Genomic DNA, 19,499 nt, shown 5'->3' with positions numbered 1-19,499 from the left:
GCAGAGGGCGACTCACCGCGTGGCGAGCCGGGCCTGGGCCTCCCGCCAGCGCGCGGTGTCGCCCCGGGGCGCGTACCGGGTCAGCGACTGGGTACGGACGAGCAGCCGGCGCATGCCGCCGAGGTCACCGACCAGCCCGTGGGCGCGGGCCTGTACGAGGACGTTGCCGAGGGCCGCCGCCTCCGTGGCGCCCGCCACCACGGGCAACCCGCACGCGTCGGCCGTCAGCTGACACAGCAGCGCATTACGCGTTCCGCCCCCGACGACGTACACGACGTCCACCGGATGGTCGGCCAGCCGCTGCGCGTCCTCGACGGCCCTGCGGTGGGCGAGGGCCAGCGAGTCGAGGATGCACCGCGTGATCTCGGCCCGTGTGCCGGGCACCGGCTGTCCCGAGGCCCGGCACGCCTCGGCGATCCGCTCCGGCATCCGCCCCGGAGCCAGGAACGCCTCGTCCCCCGCGTCGACGACCGACCGCAGTGCCGGCACGCCGGCGGCCTCGCGCAGCAGCAGCCCCAGACCGGGCTCGCCCCAGGCCCGTACGCACTCCTGGAGCAGCCACAGCCCCATGATGTTGCGCAGATAGCGCACCGTGCCGTCGAGCCCCAGCTCATTGGTGAAGTTCGCGGCCCGGCTCTCCTCGGTGAGCACCGGCGCGTCCAGCTCCAGGCCGGCCAGGGACCAGGTGCCGGTGCAGATGTAGGCGAAGCGTTCACCGGCTGCCGGCACCGCGGCCACCGCCGAAGCGGTGTCGTGCGACCCGACGGCCGTCACCGGCACCGGACCCGTGAGCCCCGTCTCCGCCAGCACCGCCGCCCGCAGCACACCCGCCGGGTCGCCCGGCTGCCGCAGCGGCGCGAACAGCCCGAGGTCGATCCCCAGCCGCTCGGCGACGTCGTACGACCACGAGCGCGTCCGGGGATCGATCAGCTGGGTGGTGGAGGCGTTGGTCAGCTCGGTGCCCTGCTCGCCGGTCAGCCAGTACGTCAGCAGGTCCGGGATGAGCAACAGCCGCCTCGCGTGGGCGAACCGGGCGGTCGAGCGGGCCGCCGCGAGCTGGTACAGCGTGTTGAAGGGGGCGTACTGCAACCCGGTCGCCGCGTACAGCTCGGCGGCCGGCACGCTCGCCCACACCTTCTGCGCGACACCCTCGGTGCGGGCGTCGCGGTAGTGCACCGGGTTGCCCAGCAGGGCCCCGTCGGCGTCCAGCAGACCGTGGTCAACGGCCCAGCTGTCGATGCCGACGGAGTCGGGTCGTCCACCGCAGTGGGCACCGGCCGCCCGCAGCCCGTCCAGCACACCTGCGTACAGCGCGAGGACGTCCCAGCGCAGCCCCTCCGGGACCCGCACCGGCCGGTTCGGGAAGCGGTGCGCCTCGCTCAGCTCCAGCGTGTCGTACCCGACCCGCCCGACCATCACTCGCCCGCTGGACGCGCCCAGATCGACGGCGGCGTACGACTTCACGCCCGCGCTCACCGAAGGAACGCGGCCGCCACACCCGCGTCGACCGGGATGTGCAGCCCGGTGGTGTGCGTGAGGTCCCCGCCGGTGAGCGCGAACACCGCGTTCGCCACATGCTCGGGCAGCACCTCCCGCTTCAGGATGGTCCGCTGTGCGTAGAACTCGCCCAGCTTCTCCTCCGGCACCCCGTACACGGCGGCCCGCTGAGCACCCCAGCCGCCCGCGAAGATCCCGGACCCCCGCACCACACCGTCCGGGTTGACCCCGTTCACCCGGATCCCGTGCTCACCCAGCTCGGCAGCCAGCAGCCGTACCTGATGAGCCTGGTCGGCCTTGGTGGCGGAGTAGGCGATGTTGTTCGGGCCGGCGAAGACGGCGTTCTTCGAGGCGATGTAGACGATGTCCCCGCCCAGCCCCTGCGCGATCATCATGCGGGCCGCCTCCCGCGACACGAGGAAGGAACCACGGGCCATGATGTCGTGCTGGAGGTCCCAGTCCCCGGCCGAAGTCTCCAGCAGCGGCTTGGAGATGGAGATGCCGGCGTTGTTCACCACCAGGTCGACGCCGCCGAAGGCGAGCGCGGCGGCCTCGAACGCACCGGCGATCTGTGCCTCGTCCGTCACGTCCGCGGTGACGGCGACGGCCCTGTCGGGGCCGCCCAGCTCCGCCGCCACGGCGGACGCGTTCACGCCGTCGAGATCGGCGACGACCACACACGCCCCCTCGGCCACGAGCCGGTGCGCGATCGCCTTCCCGATCCCGCTGCCCGCACCGGTCACGAGGGCCACCCGGGTGGCCAGCGGCCTGGGCTTCGGCATCCGCCGGAGCTTGGCCTCTTCGAGCGCCCAGTATTCGATGCGGAACTTCTCCGACTCCTCGATCGGCGCGTACGTGGACACGGCCTCGGCCCCACGCATCACGTTGACCGCGTTGACGTAGAACTCACCGGCCACCCGGGCGGTCTGCTTGTCCCTGCCGAAGGAGAACATGCCCACGCCGGGAATCAGCACGATCGCCGGGTCGGCCCCACGCATGGCGGGGGAGTCGGGCAGCGCGTGCCGCCGGTAGTAGGCGGCGTACTCCGCCCGGTAGGCGGCGTGCAGTTCCCGCAGCCGGGCGACGGCCTCCTCCAGGGGCGCGCTCGGCGGCAGGTCCAGCACGAGCGGCCGTACCTTGGTGCGCAGGAAGTGGTCGGGGCAGGAGGTGCCCAGTGTCGCGAGCCGGGGATGCCCGGCCCGCGACAGGAAGTCGAGAACGACCTCGGAGTCGTCGAAGTGCCCGGCCTGCGGCCTGTCCTGGGAGGCGATGGACCGCACGTACGGCGCGAGGGCGGCGGCCCGCTCCCGCCGCTCGCGCTCGGGCAGCGCCTCGTACCCCTCGATCACCGCTCCGAACGGCTCGGCCTTCCCCCTCTCCGCCAGGAAGGCCTCGGCGGTGCGGATGATGTACAGCGAGTTCCGCTCGCACTCCTCGGACGTCGATCCCCAGGCGGTGATCCCGTGCCCGCCGAGGACGCATCCGACGGCCTGCGGGTTGGCCTCCTTGATCGCGGCGATGTCCAGCCCCAGCTGGAACCCGGGCCGCCGCCACGGCACCCACACCACGCTGTCCCCGAAGCACTCGGCGGTCAGCTTCTCCCCGTCGGCGGCGCAGGCGAGCGCGATGCCGGAATCCGGGTGCAGATGGTCGACGTGCGGGGCGTCCACGAGTCCGTGCATGGCGGTGTCGATGGAGGGAGCCGCCCCGCCCTTGCCGTGCAGGCAGTAGTCGAAGGCGGCGACCATCTCGTCCTCGCGCCCGACACCCGGGTAGACACCGGCGAGTGCCCGCAGCCGGTCCAGCCGCAGCACGGCGAGCCCCGCGTCGGTGAGCGTGCCGAGGTCACCACCGGACCCCTTCACCCACATCAGCTCGACGTCACCGCCGGTCACCGGGTCGGTGCCGGTGCCCTTGGCGGAGGCGTTCCCGCCGGCGTAGTTGGTGTTTCGGGGATCGGAGCCGAGCCGGTGAGACCGGGCGAGGAGAGCAGCAGCTTCGTGGTGCGGTGCCATGAACTTCCAGTCCTTGTCCGAAAGAGGGCGAGTGCATTTCCCTGGGGGCGCGGGGAAGTGCGCGACCAGCCACAACGGACCCGCACCCCGCAATGAACAGAACCCGGCAGACGCTTGCGCTCAGGCCCCCCACCCCGCCTGCTCCCCACCAACCCGCTCGGCAACGATCCTCTCCGCCCACCCCGACCGCGCATACGCGGCCAAGGGATCCGCGTCCAACCCCATCTCTTCCCGGACCTCGCCGAGCAACGGCCGCACATCCGTGTTGTACGCGTCCATCAACACGGCATTGGCGCCCAGCACATCACCGGAGACCTGCGCCGCGGCCAACGCCGACCGGTCGACGAGCAGAGCCTTCGCCGTGGCCTCCTGCACATTCATCACCGACCGGATGATCGCCGGGATCTTCGCCTCGATGTTGTGGCACTGGTCGAGCATGAACGCGACTTCGGAGGTGAACCCACCCCCACGCACGACCTCGTACATGATCCGGAACAACTGGAAGGGGTCAGCGGCCCCCACCATCAGGTCGTCGTCCGCGTAGAACCGCGAGTTGAAGTCGAACCCCCCGAGCTTCCCCTCCCTGAGCAGCGTGGCCACGATGAACTCGATGTTGGTCCCGGGCGCATGGTGCCCCGTGTCCACCACGACCTGTGCCTTGGGCCCGAGTTTCAGACAGTGGGCGTACGCCGTACCCCAGTCCGGGACGTCGGTCGTGTAGAACGCCGGCTCGAAGAGCTTGTACTCCAGCAACATCCGCTGCCCGTCCCCGAGTCGTGCGTACACCTCGGAGAGCCCCTCCGTGAGCCGGTCCTGCCGCGCCCGTACGTCGTCCTGCCCTGGATAGTTGGTACCGTCGGCGAACCACAGCTTGAGATCGGCGGAGCCCGTCGCGTCCATGATGTCGACGCACTCCAGCAGATGACCGACGGCCTTGCGGCGCACCGCCGCATCCGGATGACAGATGCTTCCCAGCCTGTAGTCGTCGTCCTGGAAGGTGTTGGAGTTGATCGCGCCGAGCCTCAGGCCATGCTCCCCGGCGAACTTCGCCAGGGCCGCGTAGTCCTCGACCTCGTCCCAGGGGATGTGCAGGGCGACGGTCGGGGCCACGCCGGTGAGCGCGTGCACCTGTGCCGCGTCCGCCAGCTTCTCGTGCGGATCGCGTGGCACGCCCGGCCGGGTGAACACCTTGAACCGGGTCCCCGAGTTCCCGTACGCCCATGACGGTGTCTCGACGGCCTGGGTCTTGAGCGCGGCCTTCACCGCGGCGAGGTCGGTCACTGAAGGGCTCCTGTGGGGTCCGGTCGAACGACGGAACATGTGAAACGATTCAGAACGGCAAGCTATGAGCCCTCCCGAGGGGTGTCAAGCGCTCCGGTCGGCCCTGTTTCCCGTGTTCCGGTCGTGAACTTCGGCTATCGAAATCTTTTCGACACGGACCCATTGACGTGACATGGCCGGGATGCCTAACGTCCCGGCCATCGAGTTGAAACCTTTCACGACGTCGTGGGGACCGCCGCGGGCGTCGTCGAGGAGCCATCCATGACCCACCCGCCCGACCCGGGACCGGCCCCGGTGCTGGCCCTGCGGGACGTGTCCAAGTCCTTCGGCGCCGTACGCGCCCTGCGCGGCGTCTCCCTGGAACTGTTCCCCGGCGAGGTGCACGCCCTCGCCGGGGAGAACGGCGCGGGCAAGTCGACCCTGATCAAGACGCTCGCCGGCGTGCACCGACCGGACGCCGGTCAGGTGCTGCTCGACGGCGAGCCCGTCGTCTTCCACGGACCCGGTGACGCCCGCGACGCCGGTATCGCCGTGATCTACCAGGAACCGACCCTCTTCCCCGACCTGTCGATCGCCGAGAACATCTTCATGCGCCGGCAGCCCCGCCGCGCCCTCGGCCGGATCGACCACAAGGCCACGCGCGCGGCCACCGCGGCCCTGATGCGGCGGCTCGGCGTGGATCTCGACCCCGACCGCCCGGCCCGTGGTCTGTCGATCGCCGACCAGCAGATCGTGGAGATCGCCAAGGCCCTCTCCTTCGACGCCCGTGTCCTGATCATGGACGAGCCCACGGCCGCCCTGACCGGCAGTGAGGTCGCCCGCCTCTTCGGTGTCGTGGGCGCCCTGCGCGAGCAGGGCGCCGCCGTCCTGTTCATCTCCCACCGGCTGGAGGAGATCTTCCAGATCTGCCGGCGGGTGACGACGCTGCGGGACGGGGCGTGGATCGCCGGAGAGCTCCTCGACGGCATGACCGAGGACGACCTGGTCCGCCGCATGGTGGGCCGCGACCTCGACGATCTGTACCCGAAGCAGGACGTCGCACCCGGCGAAGTCGCCCTGAGCGTGCGCCGGCTGACCCGGGAGGGCGTCTTCACCGACGTCTCCTTCGAGGTCCGGCGCGGTGAGATCGTCGGCCTCGCCGGGCTCGTCGGCGCCGGTCGCACCGAGGTCGCCCGCGCAATCTTCGGCGTCGACCGCTGGGACGCGGGGGAGGTCGAGGTCGACGGCCGCGGGCTCACCAGCGGCGCGCCCTCCACCGCGATGGCCGCCGGACTCGCCCTGGTCCCCGAGGACCGGCGCGCGCAGGGCCTGGTGATGGGCATGTCGATCGAACGCAACATCGGCCTGACCGGGCTGAGTACGACGGTGAAGGCCGGGCTGGTGGACCGGGGCGCCGAGCGCAGCCGGTCCCTCGACTGGGCGGTGAGGCTCCGGGTGAAGTACGCCCGGATCACCGACGCCGTCTCCGCCCTCTCCGGCGGCAACCAGCAGAAGGTCGTCCTCGCCAAGTGGCTGGCCACCGGCCCGAAGGTCCTGATCGTGGACGAGCCCACCCGCGGCATCGACGTCGGCACCAAGGCCGAGGTCCACCGGCTGCTGTCGCAGCTCGCCGCCGACGGGGTCGCCGTCCTGATGATCTCCTCGGATCTGCCCGAGGTCCTCGGCATGGCCGACCGCGTGCTGGTGATGCACGAGGGCCGGATCACCGCCGAGATCCCCCGCTCCGAAGCCACCGAGGAAACCGTGATGGCCGCAGCCACCGGGAGGGCCGCCGCATGACGGTGACCGCACCCGACCACGCACCGCCCGCCGAGGTGCCGGGGTCCGGTGGTACCCGCCTGGTCGACCGCGTCCTCAAGATGCGCGAACTCGCCATCCTGGTCGTCTTCCTGGTGATGATCGCGGTGACCCAGGCGGGCAACAGCGAGTTCCTGTCCGAGCAGGGCGTCAAGGACCTGCTGCTCAACGCCACGATCCTGGTGCTGGTCGCCACCGGCCAGTCCCTGGTGGTGATCACGAGGAACGTCGACCTGTCCGTCGGCTCCACCCTCGGCATCAGCGCCTTCGCGGCCGGCACCTACCTCCACGGAGGCGGGAACCCCGTCGTCGCGATCGCCCTCGCCGTCCTGCTCGGCGTCGGCTGCGGTCTCCTCAACGGCCTGCTCGTCAGCCTCGGCCAGGTGCCCGCGCTCGTCGTCACCCTCGGCACCCTCTACATCATCCGCGGCATCGACTCGGTCTGGGTGGGCTCCCGGCAGATCACCGCGGCCGATCTCCCCGGCGGATTCGTCGACTTCGGCTCCGGTGGACTCTCGGCGATCCCGTGGCCGGCCCTGATCGCCCTCGCCGTACTCGTCACCACCGCCTACTACCTCAGACACTTCGGCAGCGGGCGTGAACTGTACGCCCTCGGCTCCGACCCGGAGGCCGCCCGCCTCGCCGGCATCCCCGTCCGCAAGCGGATCCTGGCCGCCTACACCCTCTGTGGCGCACTGGCCGGACTCGCCGGAGCCCTGTACCTGGCCCGGTTCGGCAACGTCGACTCCGGCACCGGCAACGGCTACGAACTCACCGTCGTCAGCGCGGTCGTGGTCGGCGGCGTCGCCTTCACCGGCGGCTCCGGCAGCGTCTACGGCGCCGCCCTCGGCGGACTCCTGCTCACCTCCGTCAACAGCGTGCTGCCCGCCCTCGGGGTCAGCTCGGTCTGGGTGCTCGCCATCAACGGCGTCCTGCTGCTCCTCGCCATCGCCGTCGACCGGATCGTCGCGCTGCGGGTGGCTGCCGCCCTGAAGAAGAGGAAGGCCCGCCATGCCTGAGTCCCTGACACGCGCGGTCCGCTGGGACACCGTGGTCGGCGCGCTCCTGGCCCTCCTGTCGCTGGTGTCGTTCGGCACGGTCGACGGCTTCGGCAACGGCCTCAACCTGTCGTTCCTGATCGGCAACACGCTGCCCGTCGCCCTGATCGCCCTGCCGATGACCCTCCTGGTGGTGGCCGGAGAGATCGACCTGTCCGTGGCCTCGACGGCCGGCCTGTCGGGTGCGGTGATGGGCAGACTGTGGAACGAAGGCATGGCCATCGAGACGATCATCCCGGTCTGTCTGCTGCTCGGCGTGGTGTGCGGGCTGGGCAACGGTCTGCTCGTCACCCGGCTCGGGCTGCCCTCCCTCGCCGTCACCATCGGCACGCTCGCCGCCTACCGGGGCATAGCGCAGATCGTGCTCGGCTCGGACGCGGTGACCGACTTTCCCACGCGGTATCTGGACTTCGCTGCGGGGCGGATCGGGAACACGTTCATCCCACGGGCCTTCCTGCCCTTCGTCGTGCTGCTCGCCATCGCAGTGGTCGTCCTGCACGCGACCCCGTTCGGGCGGTCGCTGTTCGCGATCGGCGCGAACGAGGAGGCGGCTTGGTTCGCCGGCATCCGGGTCAAGAGGCACAGGCTGACCCTCTTCACGGTGACCGGGTTGATGGCCTCGCTCACCGGGATCTTCTGGACCCTGCACTACGCCAGCGCCCGTTACGACAACGCCACCGGGCTCGAACTCTCCGTCGTCGCCGCGGTGTTGCTCGGCGGGGTCGACTTCGACGGAGGCAAGGGCACGTTGGGCGGTGCGATCGCGGGTGTCTTCCTGCTCGGGGCGCTGCAGAACGTGATGAGCCTGTCGAACGTCTCCGCGCAGTCGCAGACCGTCGTCACCGGTGTTCTGCTCGTCGTATCCGTGCTCGGCCCGCGGGTCGCACGCCAGGTGGCCATCGCGAGGGCGACTCGCTCCGCTGGATAGGCCGTTCGAAAGCTGCGGGCCGTCTGCGGCCGGTCGCGCAGTTCCCCGCGCCCCTTGGGGCGCGTCCACTCACCCTCGTACCAAAGGACCCCGCCATGCGCACAGCAGCCCTCCGCCGCTCCGGCGCCGCCCTCGCCGCGCTCACCTCTCTCGCTCTCGCCCTCACCGCCTGCGGCGGCACCACCAAGAAGGACGTCAAGGACGACAACGCCTCGGCCGCCTCCGCCGGCAAGGCCGACCCGAACGCGGTCACCAAGAAGGGGCTGACCGTCGGCTTCCTGCCCAAGCAGGTCAACAACCCGTACTTCACCACCTCCGACAAGGGCGGCGAGAAGGCCCTCGCCGAACTCGGCTCCAGGTACAAGGAGGTGGGCCCCAGCAGCGCCACCGACACCGCCGGACAGGTGAGTTACGTCAACACCCTCACCCAGCAGCAGGTGAACGCGATCGCCGTGTCCGCGCAGGACCCGGGGGCGCTGTGCACCGCGCTCAAGCAGGCCATGAGCAACGGCATCAAGGTCGTCAGCTACGACTCCGACACCGACCCCGGCTGCCGCAACGCCTTCGTCTCGCAGGCGTCCGCCGAGGACCTGGGCCGCACCGAGGTGCAGTTGCTGGCCGAGCAGATCGGCTACGAGGGCGAGATCGCGGTCCTGTCCGCCGCACAGACCGCGACGAACCAGAACACCTGGATCGGCTACATGAAGGACGAGCTGAAGGACCCCAAGTACAAGAACATCAGGCTGGTCAAGATCGCCTACGGCAACGACGACGCCCAGCAGTCCTTCCAGCAGACCCAGGGCCTGCTCCAGGAGCACCCGAACCTGAAGGGGATCATCTCCCCGACCACCGTCGGCATCAAGGCGGCCGCGCAGTACCTGTCCGGCTCCAAGTACAAGGGCAAGGTCAGGCTGACGGGCCTCGGCACGCCCGACGACATGCGCAAGTACGTCAAGAACGGCACCGTCGACGCCTTCGAGCTGTGGGACCCGGCCAAGCTCGGCGACCTCGCCGCCCGCACCGCCGTCGCCCTGGTGTCCGGGCAGATCACCGGCAAGGAGGGCGAGACCTTCAAGGCCGGCGACACCACGTACACCATCGGCAAGGACGGCGTGATCAACCTGGGCAAGCCGACCGTGTTCGACGCGAAGAACATCGACCAGTTCAACTTCTAGTCACCGAGGGGCTGTTGATGCAGCGGCGTGTGCACTCGCTGATGAGAAGACGCACCGTGCCGGCGTCCGCCCGCCCGGCCGCCGCGGCGGCCCCCGGCCCGTCCGTCACCAAGAAGGGCACCACACGGCTCGACGGCCGGGCAGTCTACTTCGTCTCCTACGACGGCCTGGTCAACAACAACTCCTTCCAGAAGAACGGTCTGCTGACCTACCAGGGGCACCAGTACGCCGCCTGGTACACCTCGACCCGCAACGCCGTCGTCGCCCGCCGCGTCCTCGGCGGCTCGACATGGTCGGCCGTCACCCTGTCCCACACCCTCAAGAGCGACGACTCCCACAACGTCATCTCCATGGGTGTCTCCAGGACCGACGGCCGTCTCCACCTCGTCATGGACTCGCACAGCGACGGTTTCTTCTACGTCAAGTCGGTCGCCGGGCTCCTCGACGACCCCGCGTCCACGCTCTGGGCCTCGTCCGTCTTCGGCGCCGTACGGACGACCCTCGACGGACTCGCGCTCACCCCGCAGTTCACCTACCCCCAGTTCGTCTGCACGCCCGAGGGCAGGCTCCAGCTCGGCTACCGGGTGGGTGTCTCCGGCAACGGCTGCAACGCCCTCGCCGAGTACGACGGTTCGGCCTGGACCGCGCTGGGTGAGTGGACCAGCTCCACCGGCACCTACTCCAGCCCGCACGGCTCCAGCACCGCCCGCAACATGTACCTGCACGGCATCGACTACGACGCGAGCGGCCGGCTGCACGTCTTCTTCACCTGGCGCGAGCAGAACGCGGCCGTGATGTGCCACAGCGGCGGCATCCCGAACCACGACACCGGCTACGTCCACTCGACCGACCGGGGCCGCACCTGGCGCAACGACGCGGGCACGGTCGTGGGCACCACCGGCACCCCGGACACGGTCGCCGTCGGCGACGCCGGACTCGTCGTCGACGCCCTGGACCCGGACCACTGCCTGATGAACCAGGAGAGCCAGACCACCGACTCGTCCGGCCTGCCGCACGCGATCATCAGCCACGTCCCCGGCCGCTTCGGCCCGTGCACCACGGACTACGCCGCCGACCGCACCGCGGGCGGCCGCGCCTTCCATCTCCGCAAGAACTCCGCAGGCAGCTGGCAGAAGACCGAGATCCCCGTCGCACTGAACTCCAGCCAGCGCACCAAGCTGGTCCTGGACAGACACGACAACGCCTACGCGATCCTCCCGTACGGCCGGATCGCCGGTGCCTCGAAGTCCTCCGGGTACACGGACTGGGCGCTGCTGTACGACGGCCGTGACCTGAACGCGTTCGGGGAGGTCGTGATCGACGAGATGCGCGTGCAGGCCGACAACGTGCTGTCCTTCATGTACCAGGAGAAGTCGAGCGGCACCACCCCCTCGCCGCTGCATGTCGTGGACTTCGCACTCCCCGCGTGACCGGTCTGTTCTGGGCGGCGATGACGGTAATGTGAAGGCCTTCCCGCCGCCCCTCGTTCTCCTGGAGGTCCCCGCCCGATGGCCCAGTCGGTGGGTATCAAGGACGTCGCCCGCGCCGCCGGAGTGTCGGTGGGCACGGTGTCGAACGTCATCAACCGCCCGGACACCGTCGCCAGCGAAACCCGGGCCCGGGTGCTGTCCGCGATCGACCGCCTCGGCTACGTCCGCAGCGAGTCCGCACGCCAGCTGCGCGCGGGCCGCAGCCGGATCATGGGCCTGCTCGTCCTGGACATGGGCAACCCCTTCTTCGTCGACGTCGCACGCGGGGCCGAGCGGGCCGCACGCGAGGCCGGGGTCGGCGTGATGGTCTGCAACAGCGCGCAGAACGCGGCCGAGGAGGCCGAGTACCTCTCCCTCTTCGCCGAGCAGCGGGTGCGCGGGGTGCTGCTCACCCCGGCCGACGCCACCGGCCGCAACATCGCGACCTTCCGCCGGCACGGCATCCCGTTCGTGCTGGTCGACCGGGTCGCCGAGGGCACCACCGAGTGCTCGGTCTCCGTGGACGACGTGGCGGGCGGCGCCCTCGCCGTCCGGCACCTGGTCGACGCCGGGCACCGCTCCGTCGCCTACGTCAGCGGCCCGCCCGGACTCAACCAGGTCCGCGACCGCCGCACCGGCGCGCTGAACGCCCTCGCCGAGGCCGGACTCGGCCCGGACGCGCTGCGCGAGCTGCCCACCGAGCGTCTCGACGTGGCCGCCGGCCGGGACGCGGGCGCCCGCCTGCTCGGCCTCGCCGACCGCCCCACGGCCGTCTTCTGCGCCAACGACCTGCTCGCGCTCGGAGTCCTGCAGGCCATGTACGCGGCGGGCGTCACCGTTCCGGACGACCTCGCGATCGTCGGCTACGACGACATCGAGTTCGCCGCCGCGGCCGCCGTACCGCTGACCTCAGTACGGCAGCCCGCCGTCACCATGGGCGCACTCGCCGCCGAGCTGCTGCTGGAGGAGACCGAGACCGAGGGCGGAGCCGGCGCCCATGAACACCGGCGCGTGGTGCTCCAGCCGGAGCTGGTGGTGCGCCGCTCGAGCCTGGCCGCCCGCTGACCGGAAGTTCAGTAACGAACCATGATCCCGGGGCTCGGCTCACCGCCGTCCATGTGCTGAACTGGGACGCGTCCGACCCATCCGTCCCGGGAGACCCGTTGAGCATCAGTTACCGCCAGCCCGGCGTCGTCCTCACCGACCGTCACTTCACCGTGCCCCTCGACCACGGCGATCCGGACGGCGAGACCATCGAGCTGTACGCCCGGGAGGCCGTCGCCAGTGACAAGGCGGGCCAGGATCTGCCCTGGCTGGTGTATCTGCAGGGCGGGCCCGGCTTCGGGGCGAACCGTTTCGCCGGACGGCAGGCCTGGCTCGACCGCGCCCTCGAGGACTACCGGGTCCTCCTGCTCGACCAGCGCGGCACCGGCCGCTCCGCCCCCGCCACCCGGCAGACGCTCCCGCTGCGCGGCGGATCCGCCGAGCAGGCCGGTTACCTCACCCGCTTCCGCGCCGACTCGATCGTCCGCGACTGCGAGGCCATCCGCACCGAGGTGACGGGCGGCGCCCCCTGGACCGTGCTCGGCCAGAGCTTCGGCGGCTTCTGCGCGGTGTCGTACCTCTCCACGGCCCCCGAGGGGCTCAGCGCCGCCGTCATCACCGGCGGACTGCCCTCCCTCCACGCCCACGCCGACGACGTCTACCGGGCCGCCTACCCGCGCATCGAGCGCAAGGTCGCCGCGCACTACGCCCGTTACCCCCAGGACGTGGAGCGGGCCCGCCGGATCGCCGACCACCTCCTCACCCACGACGTCGTGCTGCCGGGCGGCTACCGCCTCACGGTCGAGGCGTTCCAGTCCCTGGGCCTGATGCTCGGCACGAGCGACGGCAGCCACCGGCTGCACTACCTCCTGGAGGACGCCTTCGTCCGCACCCCCGGCGGCTTCGACCTGTCCGACGCCTTCCAGGAAGAGGTCCAGGGCCTGCTGTCGTATGCCGGGCACCCGCTGTACGCGCTCGTCCACGAGGCGATCTACGGCCAGGACGCCCGCCCCACCGCCTGGGCCGCCGAGCGGGTCCGCACGGAGTTCCCGCAGTTCGACGCGGCCAAGGCGATCGCCGGCGACGCCCCGGTGCTGTTCACGGGCGAGACGGTCCACCCCTGGATGTTCGACACCGACCCGGCCCTGCGCCCGCTGCGCGAGACCGCCGAACTGCTCGCCGCCCGCACCGACTGGCAGCCGCTGTACGACCCCGCCCGCCTCGCCGTCAACGAGGTCCCGGTCGCCGCGGCGGTCTACCACGACGACATGTACGTGGACACCGCCCACTCCCTGCAGACCGCCCGCGCCGTCCGAGGGCTGCGCACCTGGGTGACCGACGAGTTCGAGCACGACGGCCTGCGCGCCGGAGCACCCCGGGTCCTGGACCGGCTGCTCGCGCTGACCCGCGACGAGGTGTGAGGCAGGGTGCGGCACGGGCGCCGGAGAGCGCCGTACCGCACCGGGCCCCGGCCCGGCCCCCGTGGCCGTCCTGCTGAACACCGGTGGAGCGTCCGCCGATCCGCACACCGCCGCCGTACCGACCGCGAGAAACCCACGCTGAAAAAGGAGTTGCGGCATGGGCTCGGCCGCATAGTCTGCGCCCATGAGCGAGCCGAAGATCACCCAGCTCCAGCCTTTGCCCGACGACTGGCAGCGCGCCCTCGCGGTGGTCGCGCACCCCGACGACCTGGAGTACGGGTGCTCGGCCGCGGTCGCCGCCTGGACCGACGCCGGCCGGTCGGTCGCCTATGTCCTGGCCAGCAGTGGCGAGGCGGGCATCGACACCCTCGACCCCGCGACCTGCGGTCCGTTGCGCGAACGCGAGCAGCGGGCGAGCGCGGCCGTCGTAGGCGTCACCACCGTGGAGTTCCTCGGCCACCGGGACGGTGTCATCGAGTACGGCCAGGCGCTGCGCCGCGACATAGCCGCCGCGATCCGCCGTCACCGCCCGGAACTCGTCGTCACCCTGAACCACCGCGACACATGGGGCGGTGTCGCCTGGAACACCCCCGATCACGTCGCCGTGGGCCGTGCCACCCTGGACGCGGCCGCGGACGCCGGCAACCGCTGGATCTTCCCGGAACTCGCCGAGCAGGGACTGGAGCCCTGGAACGGCGTCCGCTGGGTCGCCGTCGCCGGTTCCAGCAGCCCCACGCACGCCGTGGACGCGACGGCCGGCCTGGAGCGCGCGATGGGCTCCCTGCTGGAACACCGCACCTACATAGAGGCGTTGACCGAACAGGACCCGGAGACGTACGTCCGCGAATTCCTGACCGAGACGACCACCGCCACCGGGGAACGCTTCGGCGGGAAGCCGGCGGTGGCCTTCGAACTGTTCCACCGATAGCCGAGCCGGCGAACCACCACCGAACGGGGACCCCATGAACGGCACCGACCTCCTGGCCGACCGCTTCGAGGAGCACCGCGGGCAACTGCGCGCGGTGGCCTACCGGATGCTCGGCTCGCTCGCCGAGGCCGAGGACGCGGTCCAGGAGGCGTGGCTGCGGCTCGGCCGCAGCGACACGCAGGAGATCAGGAACCTCGGCGGCTGGCTGACCACGGTCGTCGGCCGGGTCTGCCTGGACATGCTGCGCTCGCGCTCCGCCCGCCGCGAGGAGCCGATGGACGACACGTTCGTCCCCGACCCGATGGTCCGCCCGCTGTCCCAGGTGGATCCGGAGGCGGAGGTGCTGGAGGCGGACTCGGTCGGGCTCGCCCTGCTCGTCGTCCTGGAGACCCTGGACCCGGCCGAGCGGCTGGCGTTCGTCCTGCACGACATGTTCGCGGTGCCCTTCGACGACATCGCGGCGATCGTGGAGCGCACCCCGGCGGCGACCCGGCAGCTGGCCAGCCGGGCCCGCCGCCGGGTGCAGGGGGCGGCCCCCGCGGTCGACCCGGATCTCGGCAGGCAGCGGCAGGTGGTCGACGCCTGGCTGGCGGCCTCGCGCGGCGGCGACTTCGACGCGCTCCTCGCCCTGCTCCACCCGGACGCTACGCTGCGCGCCGACGCCGGGTCCCTGGTGCGCGGTGCGGCCGCCTCCAAGACCGTGCACGGGGCGTGGACGGTCGCCGAACAGGCCTCGATGTTCTCCCGGTTGGCGGTTCACGCCCGCCCGGCGCTGGTCAACGGTGCGGTGGGCCTGGTCACCGCGCCCGAGGGGCGGCCGGTGTCGGTCACGGCGTTCACGATCGTGGACGGACGGATCACCGGCCTGTACATCCTCGCCGACCCCGACCGCATCGCCGCGCTGGACCTGCCCGAGCTGGAGGGCTGACCGTACCGCCGTGGTCAGGACGGTTCCGCAGGTCAGTAGGCTGGACGGCATGCCGGATCAGACCACCGACCGCTCCGCCCTGCGCGGCGACTGCGCCCAGTGCTTCGGGCTGTGCTGCGTCGCCCTGCCCTTCGCGGCCTCCGCGGACTTCGCCCTCGACAAGCCCGCGGGCAAGCCCTGCCCCAACCTCCGGGGCGACCACCGCTGCGGCATCCATGCGGACCTGCGGGACAAGGGCTTCACCGGCTGCACGGTCTACGACTGTTTCGGCGCGGGGCAGAAGGTCTCGCAGATCACCTTCGGCGGGCAGGACTGGCGTACGGGCCCGAAGGAGCACGCCCGCCGGATGTTCGACGTGTTCCCGGTCGTGCGCCAGCTGCACGAACTGCTCTGGTACCTGGCCGAGGCACTGGGCCTCGACGCCGCCCGGCCCGTCCACGCCGGTCTGCGCCGGGCGCTGGAGGAGACCGAGCGGCTCACCCGGCAGGGCCCCGAGGAGCTGGCCGCGCTGGACGTGGCCGCCCACCGGCAGGAGGTCAACGTGCTCCTGCTGCGGACCAGCGAACTGGTCCGGGCGAGCGTCACCGACGCCAAGGGGAGCAAGGGCAGGAAGGGCAAGGGGAAGGACCGGCGCGGCGCCGACCTCATCGGGGCCCGGCTCAGGGGCGCCGACCTGCGCGGTGCCAGTCTGCGCGGTGCCTACTTGATCGCCGCGGACCTCACCGGCGCCGACCTGCGCGGAGCCGACATGATCGGCGCCGACCTGCGCGACGCCGACCTGACCGACGCGGACCTCACCGGCGCTTTCTTCCTCACCCAGCCGCAGCTGAACGCGGCCCGGGGGAGCGTGGGCACCAGGCTGCCGGAGTCACTGGCCCGCCCCGTGCACTGGGCAGCGGCCGGCTGACCCCGAGCCGTCGTCCGGGACCGTGACCGGTGCGGCCGGCACCGGGGCGGTGCGCCGCTCCAGGTGCATCCGCAGGCCCTCCGGCATCAGTGTCAGACGCTCGGTGACGCGGAGCCGGTAGTCCGGGTCCGGCCGGAGCTCGTAGCGGCGCAGCAGCAGACCGAGGACGAGAGTCGCCTCGTGCAGGGCGAACTGGCGGCCGATGCAGGCCCGCGCGCCGGTCCCGAACGGCTTGAAGGTGTGCGGGGGACGGGCGCGTACGGCGGCGGCGTCGAACCGGTCCGGGTCGAACCGCTCGGGGTCCTCGCCCCACACCTCCGGGTCGCGGTGCAGCATCGGCAGCAGCACCAGCGCCCAGGCGCCGCGCCGCATGGGGTGCTCGCCGGCCAGCACCGTGTCCTGGCGGGCCTCCCGGGCGTAGCCCGGCGCGGTCGGCCACAGCCGCAGGGACTCGTCCAGCACCCGGCGGACGTAGCGCAGCTTGGCGACCTGGTCGTAGCCGGGTTCCGGGGTGTCGCCCCAGACGCGGTCCACCTCGGCGCGGGCGCGGGCGGCGACCTCCGGGTGCCGGGCCAGGTAGTACAGGGCGAAGGAGAGCGCGCCCGAGGTGGTCTCGTGGCCCGCCACCAGGAACGTGATCACCTGCTTGCGGACGTTCTCCGGCGACAGCCGCTCCCCGGTCTCGGGGTGGGCCGTCGCCAGCATGCGGTCCAGCAGGTCCCCGTCCCCGCCGCCGGTGCGGCGCCGGGCCGCCACCAGCTCGTCGACCGTGCGGTCGAGATGGGCGATGTCGGCCGCGTTGCGCCGGGAGGCGCCGCGCAGCAGCAGCGGCGCCAGCGGCCCGGGCACGCTGTTCAGCCGCTGGGCATAGCTGAGCGTGCCCACCATCGCCGACACGAAGGGGTGCGGCCGGTCCCGCTCGAAGGAGCCGAAGTCGTGCCCGAACCCGGTGCGCGAGATCGTCTCCAGGGTCAGCTTGGTCATGTCGCCTGGCACGTCCACCGCCCGCCCGGCCGCCAGCTCCCGGTCCCAGTGGCCGGTCAGCCGCTCGGCGACCGCCAGCATCATGCCGTGGTAGCCCTCCATGGCCTCCCGGGTGAAGCCGGGCGCGAGGACGTCGTGGGCCAGCTGCCAGTTCGGCTCGTGGTTGTACGCCGTGAACAGGCCGTCGCCGGCGACCGGGCGCAGATTGGCGATCCCGAGGCCCACGTGCTTGGCGAACCGGGACTCGTCGGCGAGATCGGCGACCAGGCGTGAGCCCCACAGGAACACGAACTCGTTCCCGAACGCCCGGCGCCGGAAGACCGGGCCCAGTTCCCGCCCGAACCGCATCGAGTCCTGCACCGGCCGGCGCCGGTCGACGCCCAGCACATCACCGGCCAGCGGCAGCCGGCGCGGCGGATGCGGGATGCGGTGCAGCTCCGGCCAGCCCTGCTCGGCTCCCCGGAACCCCTTGGGCAGCCCGGCCTCCCTCGTCCCCGCCATGACGCGATCTCCCTTGATCCAGCGGATGGTCGAACCTGTGACGCGTGCGTGTTGTACGTGAGTTCAATAACGCGTTTCAGTGTGGTCCGCTTGTTGAACCCGCGTCAAGTAAGGTGACGGCATGGCCGCGAATCAGGGGGAGCGAGCCCGGCGCAGACTCAGCACCGAGGAACGCCGTGAGCAGCTGTTGTCGGTCGGGGCGTGCCTGTTCTCGGAGAGCCCCTACGACGACGTGTGGATCGAGCAGGTCGCCGAGATCGCCGGAGTCTCCCGCGGGCTGCTGTACCACTACTTCCCGACCAAGCGGGACTTCTTCGCGGCGGTCGTGGAGCGCGAGAGCGAGCGGATGCTGCGCATGACGGCGGCGGTCCCCGGCGTGCCGGTGCGCGAGCAGCTGGCCGCCGGCCTCGACATCTATCTCGGCCACGTCGAGGCCCACGCCCACGGCTTCCGCGCCTTCCATCGCGCCGACGCGGCCGGTGACCAGGCCGTGCGCCGCGTCTACCAGCGGGCCCTCGCCGCCCAGGAGCAGCAGATCCTCGCCGCGCTGGCCGCGGACCCGGAGTTCGGTCCCGTCCTCGACAGTGCCCCGCACATGCGCTTGGCCGTGCGCGGCTGGCTCGCCTTCACCACGGCCGTCTGTCTGGAGTGGCTGCGCGACGGCGGGCTGACCCGGGAACAGGTGCGCGACCTGTGTGCGCGTGCCCTGCTGGGTGTCCTCGCGTAACTCCCCGCCCTTGCCGGGCGTGGTTGGCGCGCACCCGGATCTCCGATAGGTTAGGCAAGGCTTACCTAAGGAGGTCTCGGGATGGGTGACACGCAGGACTGGGCGGCCGGACCCGGCGCGGCGGAGCGGGCGCGGTCGGTGCTCGCCGCCGCGTGGTCGTGCCGGGTGACCGCGGACGGCGCCCGCGAGGAGTACGTCGGCGCGCACTCCGTGACGGAGGACGGCGGGGTGCTGCTCGACGTGCCCGAGGACGGCGCCCTGCTCGCGGCCGCGCTGTGCGCCCCGCGCGGGGAGCCGTCGGCCGTGCTGGAGTTCGCCGACGTGGCCCCCGTCCCGGTACGGCAGCGCATCCGGGCCAGGCTGTGGCTGGCCGGCTGGTTCGCGCCCGCCGACGACGGCTCGCTGCTCTTGCGGCCCACGCGGGCGGTGCTGCGGCAGCCGTCCGGTGCCGTCCTCGTCGACCTGGACGAGTTCGCCGCCGCCCGGCCCGACCCGCTGGCACTCGCCGAGGCCCGGCTGCTGACCCACCTCGCCGACGCACACCCGGACGCCGTCGAACGGCTCACCCGGCTCGTGCGGCCCGAGAGCCTGCACGCCGCGACCCGGGTGACGCCCCTCGCCGTGGACCGGCACGGCCTCACCCTGCGCGTCGAACGCACCCGCTCCCACGGCGATGTGCGCCTGACGTTCCACACGCCCGCCGACGACGTCACCCAGCTCACCGAACGCATGCACGCCCTACTGGCCCAGGCGAGCGCCGCGGCCTGCCCGCGTGCACTGCAGCGGCAGCGTGCGGAGGGCGACAGGTGAGGCGAACGGCCCGCGCGTGAGGGGAGGTC

16 protein-coding genes are annotated in these 19,499 nt (G+C 71.8%); 12 read left to right on the top strand and 4 right to left on the bottom strand.

Going from position 1 to position 19,499, the window contains the following annotated elements; translation table 11 throughout:
• Positions 1 to 12: 12 nt before the first annotated feature.
• The 3 genes from FB157_RS06630 to rhaI form a co-directional block, all read right to left on the bottom strand.
• A complete protein-coding gene (locus tag FB157_RS06630; RefSeq protein WP_261386191.1) occupies positions 13 to 1,476 on the bottom strand; it encodes a rhamnulokinase family protein in 1,464 nt (487 codons plus the stop codon).
• Positions 1,473 to 3,512 (bottom strand): bifunctional aldolase/short-chain dehydrogenase, encoded by a 2,040-nt coding sequence (locus FB157_RS06625; RefSeq protein ID WP_145876947.1) that lies wholly within the window; start codon positions 3,510 to 3,512, stop codon positions 1,473 to 1,475. Before FB157_RS06625 ends, FB157_RS06630 begins: the two co-directional genes overlap by 4 nt.
• Before the next feature lie 120 nt (positions 3,513 to 3,632).
• Positions 3,633 to 4,793, bottom strand: coding sequence for an L-rhamnose isomerase (rhaI, locus tag FB157_RS06620; RefSeq protein ID WP_145876945.1), 1,161 nt, complete (start codon positions 4,791 to 4,793; stop codon positions 3,633 to 3,635).
• 261 nt (positions 4,794 to 5,054) lie between these two features.
• On the opposite strand from rhaI, the gene FB157_RS06615 reads away from it, so the two are divergent.
• From FB157_RS06615 to FB157_RS06570, 10 genes are all read left to right on the top strand, one after another.
• On the top strand, positions 5,055 to 6,572 hold the full coding sequence (locus FB157_RS06615) for a sugar ABC transporter ATP-binding protein (protein WP_145876943.1): 1,518 nt from the start codon (positions 5,055 to 5,057) through the stop codon (positions 6,570 to 6,572).
• A complete protein-coding gene (locus FB157_RS06610; protein WP_145876941.1) occupies positions 6,569 to 7,609 on the top strand; it encodes an ABC transporter permease in 1,041 nt (346 codons plus the stop codon). The genes FB157_RS06615 and FB157_RS06610 overlap by 4 nt, the downstream gene beginning before the upstream one ends.
• A complete protein-coding gene (locus FB157_RS06605) occupies positions 7,602 to 8,576 on the top strand; it encodes an ABC transporter permease (protein WP_145876939.1) in 975 nt (324 codons plus the stop codon). The genes FB157_RS06610 and FB157_RS06605 overlap by 8 nt, the downstream gene beginning before the upstream one ends.
• 95 nt (positions 8,577 to 8,671) lie before the next feature.
• Positions 8,672 to 9,751: a rhamnose ABC transporter substrate-binding protein gene (gene rhaS / locus FB157_RS06600; protein ID WP_145876937.1), complete on the top strand. Its 1,080-nt coding sequence runs from the start codon at positions 8,672 to 8,674 to the stop codon at positions 9,749 to 9,751.
• Between the two features lie 41 nt (positions 9,752 to 9,792).
• The gene (locus tag FB157_RS06595) at positions 9,793 to 11,181 is read left to right on the top strand and encodes a BNR repeat-containing protein (protein ID WP_145876935.1); all 1,389 of its coding nucleotides are present in this window, start codon (positions 9,793 to 9,795) and stop codon (positions 11,179 to 11,181) included.
• 78 nt (positions 11,182 to 11,259) lie between these two features.
• The gene (locus FB157_RS06590; RefSeq protein WP_145876932.1) at positions 11,260 to 12,285 is read left to right on the top strand and encodes a LacI family DNA-binding transcriptional regulator; all 1,026 of its coding nucleotides are present in this window, start codon (positions 11,260 to 11,262) and stop codon (positions 12,283 to 12,285) included.
• 98 nt (positions 12,286 to 12,383) lie between these two features.
• Positions 12,384 to 13,685: an alpha/beta fold hydrolase gene (locus tag FB157_RS06585; RefSeq protein WP_145876930.1), complete on the top strand. Its 1,302-nt coding sequence runs from the start codon at positions 12,384 to 12,386 to the stop codon at positions 13,683 to 13,685.
• A gap of 184 nt (positions 13,686 to 13,869) precedes the next feature.
• The gene (locus FB157_RS06580; RefSeq protein ID WP_145876928.1) at positions 13,870 to 14,613 is read left to right on the top strand and encodes a PIG-L deacetylase family protein; all 744 of its coding nucleotides are present in this window, start codon (positions 13,870 to 13,872) and stop codon (positions 14,611 to 14,613) included.
• A gap of 34 nt (positions 14,614 to 14,647) precedes the next feature.
• On the top strand, positions 14,648 to 15,541 hold the full coding sequence (gene sigJ, locus FB157_RS06575; protein WP_145876925.1) for an RNA polymerase sigma factor SigJ: 894 nt from the start codon (positions 14,648 to 14,650) through the stop codon (positions 15,539 to 15,541).
• Between the two features lie 49 nt (positions 15,542 to 15,590).
• The gene (locus FB157_RS06570; RefSeq protein WP_145876923.1) at positions 15,591 to 16,448 is read left to right on the top strand and encodes a pentapeptide repeat-containing protein; all 858 of its coding nucleotides are present in this window, start codon (positions 15,591 to 15,593) and stop codon (positions 16,446 to 16,448) included.
• On the opposite strand, the gene FB157_RS06565 is transcribed toward FB157_RS06570, so the two are convergent.
• A complete protein-coding gene (locus FB157_RS06565; protein ID WP_145876921.1) occupies positions 16,410 to 17,933 on the bottom strand; it encodes a cytochrome P450 in 1,524 nt (507 codons plus the stop codon). The genes FB157_RS06570 and FB157_RS06565 overlap by 39 nt on opposite strands.
• A 121-nt stretch (positions 17,934 to 18,054) precedes the next feature.
• On the opposite strand from FB157_RS06565, the gene FB157_RS06560 reads away from it, so the two are divergent.
• Positions 18,055 to 18,660, top strand: coding sequence for a TetR/AcrR family transcriptional regulator (locus FB157_RS06560; protein ID WP_145876919.1), 606 nt, complete (start codon positions 18,055 to 18,057; stop codon positions 18,658 to 18,660).
• Positions 18,661 to 18,741: 81 nt separating this feature from the next.
• Positions 18,742 to 19,470 carry a DUF2470 domain-containing protein gene (locus FB157_RS06555; RefSeq protein WP_145876917.1) on the top strand — a complete coding sequence of 243 codons (729 nt, stop codon included), beginning with the start codon at positions 18,742 to 18,744 and terminating at the stop codon, positions 19,468 to 19,470.
• The last annotated feature ends 29 nt before the right edge of the window (positions 19,471 to 19,499 follow it).

The organism is Streptomyces sp. BK340 (assembly GCF_007827595.1).
Classification (GTDB): domain Bacteria; phylum Actinomycetota; class Actinomycetes; order Streptomycetales; family Streptomycetaceae; genus Streptomyces.
Note: the sequence above shows the minus strand (reverse complement) of the source record. Positions and strands in the feature narration are given on the sequence as shown.

Coding starts and splice junctions, on each gene's coding strand:
- FB157_RS06605 (WP_145876939.1), top strand. CDS start 7,602: ATGCCTGAGTCCCTGACACGCGCGGTCCGCTGGGACACCGTGGTCGGC.
- FB157_RS06625 (WP_145876947.1), bottom strand. CDS start 3,512: ATGGCACCGCACCACGAAGCTGCTGCTCTCCTCGCCCGGTCTCACCGG.
- FB157_RS06610 (WP_145876941.1), top strand. CDS start 6,569: ATGACGGTGACCGCACCCGACCACGCACCGCCCGCCGAGGTGCCGGGG.
- FB157_RS06615 (WP_145876943.1), top strand. CDS start 5,055: ATGACCCACCCGCCCGACCCGGGACCGGCCCCGGTGCTGGCCCTGCGG.
- FB157_RS06555 (WP_145876917.1), top strand. CDS start 18,742: ATGGGTGACACGCAGGACTGGGCGGCCGGACCCGGCGCGGCGGAGCGG.
- FB157_RS06565 (WP_145876921.1), bottom strand. CDS start 17,933: ATGGCGGGGACGAGGGAGGCCGGGCTGCCCAAGGGGTTCCGGGGAGCC.
- FB157_RS06590 (WP_145876932.1), top strand. CDS start 11,260: ATGGCCCAGTCGGTGGGTATCAAGGACGTCGCCCGCGCCGCCGGAGTG.
- FB157_RS06570 (WP_145876923.1), top strand. CDS start 15,591: ATGCCGGATCAGACCACCGACCGCTCCGCCCTGCGCGGCGACTGCGCC.
- rhaS (WP_145876937.1), top strand. CDS start 8,672: ATGCGCACAGCAGCCCTCCGCCGCTCCGGCGCCGCCCTCGCCGCGCTC.
- FB157_RS06560 (WP_145876919.1), top strand. CDS start 18,055: ATGGCCGCGAATCAGGGGGAGCGAGCCCGGCGCAGACTCAGCACCGAG.
- sigJ (WP_145876925.1), top strand. CDS start 14,648: ATGAACGGCACCGACCTCCTGGCCGACCGCTTCGAGGAGCACCGCGGG.
- FB157_RS06580 (WP_145876928.1), top strand. CDS start 13,870: ATGAGCGAGCCGAAGATCACCCAGCTCCAGCCTTTGCCCGACGACTGG.
- FB157_RS06595 (WP_145876935.1), top strand. CDS start 9,793: ATGAGAAGACGCACCGTGCCGGCGTCCGCCCGCCCGGCCGCCGCGGCG.